Source organism: Mesorhizobium sp. WSM4847, assembly GCF_055811335.1.
Genome location: NZ_JBVVPY010000008.1, coordinates 1 through 12,391 on the forward strand (window position 1 = coordinate 1; position 12,391 = coordinate 12,391).

The window sequence follows — 12,391 nt, forward strand, 5'->3', positions numbered from 1 at the left end:
ATGGTGCGCACCAACAAACCCTGGAATCCGGCTTCCGTTTGAAGCACGGTTGCTCAACCGTCTCGGCGCTGCGCGCCAATCCACCTTCTCCCACAAGGGGAGAAGGCAAGATGGCGCTTCGCCCCTCACGGCCCCGCCCGCCTGCGCCGCCGCTCATAGAGCATGACCAGCGTTTCGGCGGTCAGCGCCGGCTTCTTCTCACCTTCGATCTCGACGATGTTGGCCGCCTTCATCAGATACTGGCCGGGGCCCTTGTCCTCCATGGACAACAGCGTGATCCGCAGCCTAATGCGCGCGCCGGCCCTGACCGGCGCCAGGAACCGCACCTTGTCAAAACCATAATTGAAGACGGCTTGCGTGTTTTCCGGCACGATGCCCATGTCGAGCGCCAGCGCGCCGATGATCGACAGCGTCAGATAGCCATGCGCGATGGTGGCGCGGAACGGGCTCTGCCGCTTCGCCCGCTCTGGATCGACATGGATCCATTGGCGGTCGCCAGTGCATTCGGCGAACTGGTCGATGCGGCTCTGGTCGACCGTCGTCCAGTCCGACACGCCAAGCTCCTGCCCTGTCATCGTCCTGAGCTGTTCGTAGGTCGGCGGCGGCCTCAGCCGTATTTGCGTCATTCCTGCTTTCCCGATCGCTTGCCCTGCCTCCGGACCACGAACCGGCCGCCTCTGTCAATTCGCTCAGTGTGTTCCGCCGCGATATCCTCGGCCGGATCGCGCCAGTGCCGGTGTAGAGCTGGCAACAGGATTATCGAGCAAGAGGAACTTTGTGCGCCTCGGCGGGACCAACACCAAGGCTTTCGCCAGCCGGGATGACGACAGAAAAGTCCAGCGGCTTGGGAAACAGCCTACTTCTTGTCGTAGCCGCTGCGGATTTCCTCCATCGCCTCCTTGATGCGCTCGCGCAGGATCTCGACCGATTCGGTGCCGGATTTCCTGGCCAGCTCGGCCACCTCGCCGGCATTCTTCAATGCGGTTTCGAAGGATTTCCTGGCGAACGCCGTTTGCTTGGCCATCAGCTCCCGAGGATCGCCCGGCGCCCTGTAGTCCTGTGCCATGTCGGCGATCTCGTGCAGCGTGTCCTGCAGCATCTCGCGTTGTCTGGAGAGCAGCGACGACGCTCCGGCAGCGCTTGCCCTGGCCGACTTTTCCAGTGCTTCGAGGTTCTTTCGATGATGGCTGAGGATCGCCTCGACATCGACGTTCGGCAGCTTCAGGTCGCGGCCGAACCTGCCGAACATGTCGATGAAGGTGTCGGATTCCGGTCGCTTTGCCATGGTGGTTTTCCTCTGTTGCTGCGAATTCGGCAGCTGAAGAGAAACAATAGAACAGCGGAGCTTCGCGGTCCATTCGGCCGCGCACACATCGCGCCTCAGCCGACGAGGAACAGCCGTTCCAAAGTGTGGAGCACGACGCCGGCCAGGCCGCCGATGACCATGCCGTTGAAGCGGATATATTGCAGGTCCCTGCCGATGTTCATTTCGATCAGCCTGGTCAGTTGCGCAAGGTCCCAGCGCTTGACCTGATCGGCGATGAATTTCGAGACGCCGCTCTTCTGGCTTTCGACGAACGACGACAGCGCAACGATAAACCCCTGGTTCATGTCGGCCCTGATCTGGGCGTCGCCGGCAAGATGGCGGCCGACCTCGACGAACATGCTGGCGAGATGGGCGCGAATCATCGAATTCGGCGCCTTGGCGTCCTGCTCGATGAACACACTGAGGCTTTCCCACATGTCGCCGGCCAGCGCCTTCAGCTCCGGCCGGGCGAGGAAATCGCGCTTCAGTTTCTCGGCGCGCTTGGCATATTGCTTGGACGTCCTCAGCCGCTCGACGAAGCTCAGGACAAAACGGTCGAATTCGGCGCGCATCGGGTGATCGGGATCGGCCCGCACCTCGTCGAGCAACGAACCGGCGGAGGCGACGATCTTCTTCAGCAGATAGGCGTCGGCGCGAAACAGGTTGAACAGCGACGGCAGTTCCTCGCGGATCTTCTCGCGCATCGTCGCCAGCGCCTGCTCGTCGCTCAGGAAACGGCCGACGACCTCGGTGAATTCGTCGAACAGCCTTTGGTGGCGGCGGTCGTCGGTCAGCGCCGACAGCAACTCGGCGGCGAGCGGCGCCAGCGGCACCTTTTCGATCTGCTCCAGAATGCGGCTGCTGACGAAGCCGCGCAGGCCGGATTGCTCGACGGCCGCCAGTGTCTGCGGCACCAGCCGGCCGACGAAATGCGACAGATCGGCGGCGCGGTTGGGGTCGGCCAGCCAGTCGGCGACGAGCGCGGAAAAATCGACCTCGGCAAGCTTTTCGCGCACCGGCTCGGGCGCCAGGAAATTGGCCTCGATGAAGCGGCCGAGATTGTCGGCGATGCGGTTCTGGTTCTCCGGGATAATCGCGGTGTGCGGGATCGGCAGGCCGAGCGGCCGTCTGAACAGCGCCACCACCGCATACCAGTCGGCCAGCCCGCCGATCGTCGCCGCCTCGGCGAAAGCAGCGACGAAACCCAGCCACGGATAGTGGCCCTCGAACGACTTGGCCACCGCAAAGATGAGCACGCAGAGGGCGAGCGCTGCGGTGGCGACGAATTTTGTGCGCCGAAGCGCCGAAAGTTTGGCCTCCGCGTCGGCATCGAAGCGGGCGGACGCCCAAGCCGGTGATGATTGTGACATGGATGAACTGCTCCTGGTCTATGTCGCGGAGTTAACTTAGTAATCCGCCCACCCGAATGCGCGCCATATCAGGGTCGTGGTTTGCACGACCGCCCACACAAAGCTGATAAAAATATTCAACTATTATGCGGTGCTTGTCTGGAATTATTCCAAGGTATAGGCCATATTAGGGTTGAGCTACTGCTTCGTGAGGACACAATGCGGCTGACACGCCAGACCAACTACGCCATGCGCATCCTGATGTATTGCGCCGCGAATACCGACCGGCTGAGCCGCATCCCGGAGATTGCGGCGGCCTACTCGGTGTCTGAACTTTTTCTCTTCAAGATCCTGCAGCCTTTGGTCGAGCATGGTCTGGTCGAGACGGTGCGCGGCAGGAACGGCGGCGTCAGGCTCGGCCGCGCGGCCGAATCGATCACATTGTTCGACGTCGTGCGCGTGACCGAAGAGAGCTTCGCCATGGCTGAATGCTTCGAGAACGACGCTGCCGAATGTCCGCTGGTCGACAGTTGCGCACTGAATTCGTCGCTGCGCGAGGCGCTCAATGCCTTCTTCGCCGTGCTCGAGCGCTATACGATCGCCGACATGGTGGCAGCGCGCCCGAACGTGCGCCACCTGCTCGGCATCGACATGCTGGTGCAAAGGGCGCCGGCCGCCTGATCCGGGTCGAGCCATAGCCGAACAGCGCTTGCGCTGCCCCTCACCTGCCTGCCGGCATCCTCTCCCCGTATAGTGACGGGGAGAGGGAGGCTCCCGTCAATGATTTCGCCAATCGCCAGCGTTGCAAAAGGGCGCCGGCTTTGCGGCCAGCCCCTTCTCCCCGTCACTATACGGGGAGAAGTGCCCGGCAGGGCGATGAGGGGCAGCGCCGACCCCTGCAAGTTGGAACGCGTTGGTTGCAGCCCGGCTGACTATCAGACCGACCTAAGCCGCTGACTGCGGCAGCACGAACGGCATGTCTCCGGCCGGCAGCACGCCGACCCGCAGCCGGCAATCGAACACTTTTTCGATCAGATCGTCACTCAGCACGTCCTGCGGTGAGCCGGTGGCGGCAAGCCTGCCGCGGTGCATGACAAAGATCCTGTCGACATATATCGCCGTCAAGTTGAGGTCATGCAGGATCGCGACAACGCCGCCGCCCCGCCTGGCGAAATCTCGGGCGATGTTCATGATGATCAATTGGTGCTTGATGTCGAGGCTGGAAACCGGCTCGTCGAGGAAGAGATAGCGCGGTTTGCCGTCGAGGACCGGCGCCCAGACCTGGCAAAGCACACGGGCCAACTGCACGCGCTGCTGCTCGCCGCCCGAAAGCTCCTGGTAGAAACGGCCGGCAAAGCCGTCGAGATCGACGCGCGACAGCGCCCGTTCGGGCAGGCGCTCGTCCTCGCCGGGCAGCGCGCCCGAGCGCCCGCCGAGCAGGCCAAGCCTGACGATCTCGCGCACCGTGAAGGGAAACGACAGCGTCGTCGCCTGCGGCAGCACCGCGCGCAGCATGGCGGCCTCGACCGGCTTCATCACCGACAGGTCGCGACCGTTGATGGTGACCTCTCCCGAATAGGCAAGATCGCCGGACAGCGCCCTCAGGAAGGTCGTCTTGCCCGAACCGTTGGGACCGACGATGGCCGCGATCTCACCGGGCCGCATGTCAAAATCGACATTGGCGACGATGCCCTTGCCGCCGATCGCCACCGAGACATCCCGCGCTGCGATCATGCCCGCACTTCGCTCATGAAAAGCCCTCTCACAGGTCCCCCTCTTCACAGGTCCCCCGCTTCACAGGTCAACGACGCCACGCTTGCGCAGCAGGATCCAGAGGAAGAACGGGGCGCCGGCGATCGCGGTGACGATTCCGATCGGCAGTTCCGCCGGCGCCACGATGGTGCGGGCGACGGCATCGGCCAGCAGCAGCAGGCAAGCGCCAAGCAGGGCCGAGGCCGGCAGCAGATAACGATTGTCCGGGCCGATGGCCAGGCGCAGCAGATGCGGCACGACGATGCCGACAAAGCCGATGCCGCCGCTGACGGCGACAGACGCCCCGACCGCCGCCGAGACGCCGACGATGGCCGTGTATTTCAGCCGCTGAACCGGAATGCCGAGATGGCCGGCGGTGGCTTCGCCCAGCGCCAGCGCGTTGAGGCCGCGCGCCAGGAACGGCATCGCCGCCAGCGCCAGCACGATCACAGGCCCAACGGAGCCGATTTTCTGCCAGGTCGCACCGGCGAGCGAGCCGAGCTGCCAAAAAGTCAGGTCGCGCAACTGCCGGTCGTCGGCCATGAAGATCAGGATACCAGTCAGCGCCATGGCAAGGGCCGCCAGTGCGATGCCGGCGAGCAGCATGGTGGCGACCGAGGTTTGGCCGTGCCGGGTGGCCACCTGATAAAGCACCAATGTCGTCACCAGCCCGCCGCAGAACGCCGCCAGCGGCAGAGCGAGTGTGCCCAGCATCGAAGTTATCGGCGCCAGCACTGTGGCGCCAAGCACGATGACGGACACCGCGCCGAGGCTCACTCCGGCCGAAACGCCGATGAGACCGGGGTCTGCCAGCGGGTTGCGGAACAGCCCTTGCATCACCGCGCCGGAGACGGCCAGTGCTGCGCCGATCAGCACACCGAGCGTGACGCGCGGCAGGCGGATATCGTAGACGATCAGGCGGTCGCGCGCGCTCAGCGCCTCGTTGCCGGGTGCTGCACCCAACAGCCAGTCGCCGACGACGCTGACGGCCGAGGCATCGGATGCGCCTGAGGTCAGCGACAACAGGACGGCAACGGCAAGTCCGAGGCACAAAGCCAGGATGACGATGCGCGCGCGCCCAGAGCGGTCGCCGTCGGATGCTGTCGCCATAGTGCTCGAACCAGCGATCGATTGATCCACCATCGGGCGCCCGCTCAGTCCGCGGCCTGCCCGCCATAAAGCGAGGCGGCAAGGTCGCGGATGACGTCGGCGGTGCGCGGCCCGAAGCCGAGCAGATAACCGCCATCCATGCGGACCACCTTGCGCGCCGCACCCGCCGGTGTCGACCGGATGGACGGGTTCGCGAACAATTCGTCGTCCGATACGCCGGGACCGGCATTGTTCATCATCAGGATCACGTCGGGCCTGGCGGTGATGACAGCCTCGTCGGACATTTGCTTGTAGCCGGAATAGCCGTCGACCGCGTTGACGCCGCCAGAAAGTCTGATGATGCCGTCGGCGGCGCTGTTGCTGCCGGAAGCGAGGATCTTGCCGCCCCGCATCGACAGCACGAACAGGACGCGCTTGCGGTCCTTGATCGAGGCGGTCTGCTTTTCGGCGGCCTTCAGCTTGACATCGATCTCGGCTGCCAGCGCAGCGGCCTTGGCGTCGGCGCCAAGCGCCTTGCCGACGATGCGGATCTTTTCGAGAATGCCTTCGTGGTCGTAGCGCTCGGGCACCTCGATGAACGGGATGCTCGTCTTCTTCAGCACGTCGACGGTTTGCTTCGGCCCGCTGCCGTGCAGCGCCAGGATGCCCGACGGATTGACCGACAGCACGCCTTCTGGCGACAGCTGGCGCATGTAACCGACGTCAGGCAGCTTGAGCGCCGCCTCGGGATATCGGCTGGTCGAATCGCGAGCGACCAGCCGGTCCTGCTCGCCGAGCGCAAAGACGATCTCGGTGATCGAACCGCCAATGGCCGCTATCTTCGACGGGTCCGAGAAACCTCCGTGCCTTCGGCAGCGCGGGCCGGCAGCGCAAAGGCCGCGCAAAGGCACATCGTGGCCCCAAACGCCATTCTAAAAACACGCGCCCGTTCAAGCAAAGCAGCCATTGTCGTTGTCCTCAGGCTGCGGTCGGGCTTGGAATGCGCGGCAGGTTCTCTGCCAGAAACCGCCAGTCCTCGCGCTCGCTTTCGCCTTCGTGGCGCTTGCCGAAGAACTGGATGATCATCTTGCCGTCGGCGCCATAGGCTTCGAGAGACGTGACATGGCCATCCTTGGTCGACTTGCGCACGGCCCAGACCTCTTGGATGTGGTCGGTCCGCAGATGCAGGTGGAAGGTCTCGTCCAGCACGTTGATCCACGGCCCCATCGGCTTGATCGACTTGATCGGGCCCGAATGGATCTGGATGCAGCCGCGATTGCCAACAAAGCACATGATCGGCATCTCGCCCTCGGCGGCATGATGGAACATGGCGCTGACGGCATCGTGGTCGAGCAGCCAGGCGTAATCCTGGCCAACCATGCGCAGCGCCTGGCGGCGGTCGAGCTTCAGCGTCTTCAGCATGCCGAAGAACTGATGCACGTCGGTCAGACGGCTCCAGCGGTCGCGCAGATCGTCGACGTCAGCGGAAGCGGCGGAAGCCTCGGCCTCGCTTTCAGGCCCGCCTTCTGAGATCGACCCTTCCTCTGAAATCGCGACGCTCGACTCCTGGTTCGGCGATTCCAGCTCGGCCACCAGCTTCTGATAGGCATAGAGGTTCGACGCCGGCCGCAGATGCACCTTGTGCACCGCCTCGCCTGCCGCATCGAAGAACTGCAGGCTGCGCCTGATATCGCCGCCGTCGCGCTTTTCGACGGCAAAGCCGTGCGCCCAGGCTTTCGGGAAGATGCGCAGGTCAATGTTCTCGCCGAGCACCATGGCATTGTGGTTGCCGGTCACGACCTTGTCGTAGACGCCGATCTTCTCGTGCACGGCGCTTTCATTGCGCGTCAGCGCCATGACCTCGCCGACGGCCTCGAGGCCGGTCAAAAGATCGTTGACGCGCGGCTCGACGCGGAGGACGCCGTCGCCGCAATGCGCGGCGACCAGCTCGGCCTCCGAAATGCCAAGCTGGGCGGCGAGATCGCGCTCGCGCGTCTTCGGATTGTCTGCCCGCGCCCGCCGGATCTCGTGCGGCGCGGGCCTTACGCGCTGGTCCATATTTTTATTACCTACTTGTTGAGGATGAGCTTGCCCTGGCGGGTGATTTTTAGCCGGTAGAGCGCTCCGTGATGCTCGATGCCGATCTCGTGCTCGCCCTGGAACAGCGCGTTGCTGGACAGGGTCCTCACCGTCAACGGAACCCGGTCGAAACGAGCCGAATTGTCGTCGGAACGGAGGACGCGATCGCGAAAGTCACTGGGCCGAAAGTCATTGGGCCGAAAGTCTTTGGGATTGTGCGTGTTCATCTGGTTCGATCCCTTTCCTGGGCCGGGCCTGGTCGGCTGGCGCGGCGCTGCGTGAAATGCCGATTCATTTCTTGATTTTAATACTCAGGTTTACTAGTCAGTGCAATACCGGACTAGATGAGTCAAGATTTAAGAAGCCGGACACGACGAAAAATGCCGGCGCGTCAAGCCGGCCAGCATCGAACCAGGATTTTTGGAGTTGGGGCATGGGGTTGGGGAATTGGGGACGGCTGGGTCTGGCCAATAGCAGCCCAGATCCGAGGCATCGATCGATGGCAAAGCGCATGGCGGCATTGCTGGCGGGCGCTGCGGCGATCGCGCTGCTCACCCCGTCGGCCCATGCTCAGTCGGCCAATGCCCAACAGGCCGCCCAAACTGCAACAGATCGGCAGCAGGCCGAACAGGCGCAGACGCCTAAACAGGCTGTGACGGCCGCGGCAGGCGCAACGCTGCTCGACCAGATCCTGGTCGTCAGCCGCACCGGCGAGACGGCGATCGATTCCCTGGCTTCGGTCAGCCATGTCGATCAGGAGCAATTGCAACGCCGCATGGCGACGACGCCCTACGACATGCTGTTGGGTGTGCCGGGTGTAGCGGTCCAGGCCGACGCAAGGCGCGTCTCCTCCAGCATCAACATCCGTGGCTTGCAGGATTTCGGCCGCGTCGCGGTCATCGTCGACGGTGCGCGGCAGAATTTCCAGCGCTCCGACCACGGCCCGCAATCGACCTTCTATATCGACCCGGAACTCATCAAATCCGTCGACGTCATTCGCGGCCCGGTCGCCAACACCTACGGCTCGGGCGCCATTGGCGGCGTCGTCCTGTTCGAGACCAAGGACGCGGACGACTATCTTCGCAACGGCGAGACGTGGGCGGCGTCCGCGACCGGGCGCTATGAGAGCAACGGCGAAGGCTGGACGACCAGCGCTGCCGGCGCCTACCGTTTCAACGAAAACTGGGATGTCCTCGGCAACATCGTCTATCGCGACTACGACGACTACAAGGATGGCGGCGGCGATACGGTCGACGGCACCGGCTTCGACGTTTTGAGCGGCCTGCTGAAGACAACCATCCGCCCCAACGAAAACAGCGAACTGAAGCTGGGCTGGAATGGCACGAGCGACGGCTGGAACGAGGTCAGCGGCGGCACGCCGGTGAATGACGTCGACCTGGAGGCGAATACCTTCACGGCGCGCTACAACATCACCGATGAAGACAAGAGCTGGCTCGATCTCCACGTCAACGCGTCCTACAACAAGACCAACATGGAGATGACGAGCCTGGTTCCGCAAAACCGCTTTGATCCAGTCACCGGTCTTCCCATCGTCCTGCCGGCGGGCTCGATGTCGACCTTCGATGTCGGCACTTCGGGCATCGACATCTGGAACACCTCGCGGTTCGAGACCGCCGGCATTGCGCACGAACTGACCTATGGCGGCGACTGGGTTGGCGACGAGGTCGAGACCGGTGGCGCCGCAGGCGGCGCCAGTTTCTATACCCCTTGGGGCAAGCGAAATGTTTCCGGCGCCTACATCGAGGACAAGTTCACCTGGGACTGGCTCGAAATCATCGCCGGGCTGCGTTACGACAGTTACAAGCTCGAAAGCGATGTCGGCGAAACCTCCGGCGACCGGCTGTCGCCGCGCATCACCGTCGGCGTCTCGCCGTTCGAAACCGCCAGCCTTGCGGGACTGCAATTCTACGGCACCTATGCCGAGGGATATCGCTCTCCGTCGCTGTCTGAAACCCTCATCAGCGGCAACCATCCGGCAGGCGTCAGCTTTCCCTTCCTCCCCAATCCCGATCTGAAGCCTGAAACCGGCAAGACCGTCGAATTCGGTATCAACTACAAGCGCGATGACATCCTCGAAGCTGGCGACGCGTTTCGTTTCAAGGCCGCCTACTTCAACAACGACGTCGAAGACTACATAGCAGATGTAACGCTATCGGCATTCGACCCGACCAGCGGCTGCCCGTTCGGCCCCGGCATCCCGATCTGCGTCCAATACCAGAATTTCGCCAAGGCCAAGATCAACGGCTTCGAGATGGAAGGTGTCTATGATGCCGGATGGGGCTATGCCGGGCTCTCAGCTTCGATCATCGATGGTCACACGATTTCCTACGATGGCGAGCGGGCAGACCTCGTCACCGTCCCCTCTTCGCAGGTCACCGGGCAACTCGGCTTCCGCTTTCTGGAGGACAAGCTGACCGTCGGCGGCGAGGTGCAGTATAATGGCAAGCCGAAGGGCAACTCGGTGGCCAAGGACTACACGCTGGTCAACGCCTTCGTCAGCTACCAGGCGACCGACAATCTCAAGGTCGACTTCCGCGCCGGCAATTTGTTCGACGTCAAATACACCAACCCGTTGAATGCACCAGCCACTGTTGTAGTTTACGAGCCTGGCGTCACGCTCAAGCTGGCGGCGACAATGCGATTTGGAGGCTGACGACAATGACAAGCTTGACGGCATCGCTTCGCCTGCTGACCTCGGTGCTGGCCATGCCGCTTGCGATGGGTCCGGCGTGGGCGCAACAGTCTGCGCCTGCCCCTGCTCTCACGCTTGAACTCAATGGCGCGCAACCCTCCGACAAGGGCTGCCGTCTGACGTTCGTGGTCAACAACACGCTCGGCGCCGATCTCTCGAAAGCGGCGTTCGAGATCGCGCTGTTCAACGAGGCCGGCGTCGTCGACCGGCTGACCGTGCTCGACTTCAAGGACCTGCCGGCGGGCAAGACCAAGGTGACGCGTTTTGACCTTGCCGGCGCCGACTGCGCCAAGGTCAGCCGCGTGCTGATCAACAGCTCGACCGAATGCGCCGGCACCGGCATCCAGCCGGACGCTTGCATGCGTGGCCTGAAGACCGAGACCAAGACCGGCATCGCCTTCGGGGTCTAGAAGGCAGACCGCGCTGGCCGGCCTGTTGCCGCCAGGGCAAATGATGTTGATTTGACAAGTCCGCGCCGGTTGCGGCAGGTCTCGCCGCGAGCCATGCAGAACATCAGTCCCCTCCCCGACGCCGATGGCGAACTGGCGATTGTGCCGACCGGATCGCTTGCGCCGGCCCGACCGTCAGCCTTGAGCCGCAATTGGACGGCGGCGATCGTCGCCTCCTGCCTGTTTCATGCGGCGGTGGCGGCCGCTTTTCTCATCGCACCTGCAGGCACGTTTGATGCCGGGGACGCAATCGAGATGGAAGGCGCCGATCGAACCGGCGCCGACGTGGTCGGCAGCGCCTTGAATGGTAAGGTGCCGGGCGCGATGAACGTCACCCTGGTGCCCGACCCGCGGCCGGCCAAGCCTGAGGTCAAGCCCCAGATCAAGCCAGAGCCGCCTGCCGACCGGCCCACCGGGGACCGGCCGATCAGGGAAATGGCCGCGCAACCCCCCGCGCCCTTGCCGCAGATTGTCGAGCAATCCACGGCCCCGCCAGACATGATGGCCGACACCCCAAGCCTGGACGACCAGAGCGTGGCTCCGAAGATCGAAACGCCGGCAGAGCCGGCTGCTCCGGCGCAAAGCACCGAGGCGCCTCCTGCCGATGTCGGACAGCCGCCGATCCCGACGCCAAGGCCGAGCGCTACACCAGGTCCTGTCGGAGCCGGCGAAACGAACGAGGCCCGCGGCGCCGCGGATGGCGAGGAACGCGACGCGGTGGCTGCCAGCAAGGGCAAGGAGCAGGCAGCGGCAGGCAACGCGATCGAATCCGGCTACAGCGGTGAAGTCCAGAAGAAGCTTGCCCGCGCCAACCGTCATGTTTCGAAAGCGATACAGGCGAGCGCTCGCAACAATGCCAGGGTCGTTTTCGTTGTCATGGCCGACGGCAGCATCAGCGATATACAGCTTGCCGAAAGCTCAGGTTCTGCGGAGCTTGATCAATTCGCTTTGACACTGGTGCGCAAGCAAGCGCCTTTCCCTCCCATTCCAACCGAAACCGGCAAGTCAAGCTGGGTGTTTAAAGCGCGGATTGGTCCATTTTAACAGCCTGCGCCTCATCGTTTCAGGCATTCCAACACGCATCATGATCTGCAGTCACGAAAGGACGGCCAATGTACATCGCCATGAATCGCTTCAAGGTCCAGAATGGCTCCGAGGAGGCCTTCGAGGACGTCTGGAAGAACCGTGATTCAAGTCTTTCGGAGATGAAAGGCTTTAAAGAATTTCATCTGCTGCGCGGTCCGGTCAACGAGGCCGAAGGCTACACGCTGTTTGCCTCGCACACCGTGTGGGCGAGCCATGAGGATTTCGTCGCCTGGACCAAATCCGAGAACTTCCGCGCCGCGCACCGCAACGCCGGCTCCACCAAGGTGCACTATCTCGGCCATCCGCAGTTCGAGGGCTTTTCGGTCGTCGAGGGCGCGTGACAAGGCCTCGCCCGCAGCCGACCCGGTGCGCTGATGAAATTCGGCTGCGTGCCCGAAGAACGTGAAGCTTCCGCGCCGTCAATCGCGTCAAGCCAATTGCGGATCTCGGCGCCGCCCCTCAACCCCCTGCCGGGACCTTCTCCCCGTGAAGAACGGGGAGAAGGGGCTTGGACGCAACGCTGGCGCCCCCCTCTCCCCGTCCTTCACGGGGAGAGGGTAAGGGTGAG

General features: G+C 63.4%; 12 protein-coding genes and 1 pseudogene. 5 read left to right on the top strand and 8 right to left on the bottom strand.

Going from position 1 to position 12,391, the window contains the following annotated elements:
- Positions 1-125 precede the first annotated feature (125 nt).
- From AC0L28_RS13300 to AC0L28_RS13310, 3 genes are all read right to left on the bottom strand, one after another.
- Positions 126-626 (bottom strand): MaoC family dehydratase, encoded by a 501-nt coding sequence (locus tag AC0L28_RS13300; RefSeq protein ID WP_027156157.1) that lies wholly within the window; start codon positions 624-626, stop codon positions 126-128.
- A 230-nt stretch (positions 627-856) separates the two neighbouring features.
- Entirely contained in the window at positions 857-1,285 is a 429-nt protein-coding gene (locus tag AC0L28_RS13305; RefSeq protein WP_023803597.1) for a phasin family protein, read from the bottom strand.
- Positions 1,286-1,380: 95 nt separating this feature from the next.
- Complete coding sequence (locus tag AC0L28_RS13310; protein WP_473477957.1) at positions 1,381-2,676, bottom strand: DUF445 domain-containing protein; 1,296 nt, start codon at positions 2,674-2,676, stop codon at positions 1,381-1,383.
- A 198-nt stretch (positions 2,677-2,874) separates the two neighbouring features.
- On the opposite strand from AC0L28_RS13310, the gene rirA reads away from it, so the two are divergent.
- The gene (gene rirA, locus AC0L28_RS13315; RefSeq protein ID WP_023803595.1) at positions 2,875-3,336 is read left to right on the top strand and encodes an iron-responsive transcriptional regulator RirA; all 462 of its coding nucleotides are present in this window, start codon (positions 2,875-2,877) and stop codon (positions 3,334-3,336) included.
- A gap of 264 nt (positions 3,337-3,600) precedes the next feature.
- Here rirA and AC0L28_RS13320 read toward each other — a convergent pair whose 3' ends face one another.
- From AC0L28_RS13320 to hemP, 5 genes and pseudogenes are all read right to left on the bottom strand, one after another.
- Complete coding sequence (locus tag AC0L28_RS13320; RefSeq protein WP_473477960.1) at positions 3,601-4,389, bottom strand: heme ABC transporter ATP-binding protein; 789 nt, start codon at positions 4,387-4,389, stop codon at positions 3,601-3,603.
- Between the two features lie 60 nt (positions 4,390-4,449).
- A complete protein-coding gene (locus AC0L28_RS13325) occupies positions 4,450-5,550 on the bottom strand; it encodes a FecCD family ABC transporter permease (RefSeq protein ID WP_473477963.1) in 1,101 nt (366 codons plus the stop codon).
- Between the two features lie 11 nt (positions 5,551-5,561).
- A pseudogene (locus AC0L28_RS13330) lies at positions 5,562-6,427 on the bottom strand (heme/hemin ABC transporter substrate-binding protein).
- A gap of 47 nt (positions 6,428-6,474) precedes the next feature.
- Positions 6,475-7,554: a hemin-degrading factor gene (locus AC0L28_RS13335; protein ID WP_473477966.1), complete on the bottom strand. Its 1,080-nt coding sequence runs from the start codon at positions 7,552-7,554 to the stop codon at positions 6,475-6,477.
- Positions 7,555-7,565: 11 nt separating this feature from the next.
- The gene (gene hemP, locus AC0L28_RS13340) at positions 7,566-7,802 is read right to left on the bottom strand and encodes a hemin uptake protein HemP (RefSeq protein ID WP_473477969.1); all 237 of its coding nucleotides are present in this window, start codon (positions 7,800-7,802) and stop codon (positions 7,566-7,568) included.
- A 206-nt stretch (positions 7,803-8,008) separates the two neighbouring features.
- Between hemP and AC0L28_RS13345 the strand changes: the two genes are divergently transcribed.
- The 4 genes from AC0L28_RS13345 (at position 8,009) to hmuQ (ending at position 12,164) form a co-directional block, all read left to right on the top strand.
- Positions 8,009-10,249, top strand: a complete 2,241-nt coding sequence (locus tag AC0L28_RS13345) for a TonB-dependent hemoglobin/transferrin/lactoferrin family receptor (RefSeq protein ID WP_473477972.1) — start codon at positions 8,009-8,011, stop codon at positions 10,247-10,249.
- A 5-nt stretch (positions 10,250-10,254) separates the two neighbouring features.
- Positions 10,255-10,698, top strand: coding sequence for a hypothetical protein (locus AC0L28_RS13350; RefSeq protein ID WP_287213083.1), 444 nt, complete (start codon positions 10,255-10,257; stop codon positions 10,696-10,698).
- 51 nt (positions 10,699-10,749) lie between these two features.
- Positions 10,750-11,781: an energy transducer TonB family protein gene (locus AC0L28_RS13355; RefSeq protein WP_473477975.1), complete on the top strand. Its 1,032-nt coding sequence runs from the start codon at positions 10,750-10,752 to the stop codon at positions 11,779-11,781.
- 68 nt (positions 11,782-11,849) lie between these two features.
- Positions 11,850-12,164 carry a heme-degrading protein HmuQ gene (gene hmuQ / locus AC0L28_RS13360; protein WP_023803585.1) on the top strand — a complete coding sequence of 105 codons (315 nt, stop codon included), beginning with the start codon at positions 11,850-11,852 and terminating at the stop codon, positions 12,162-12,164.
- Positions 12,165-12,391 lie beyond the last annotated feature (227 nt).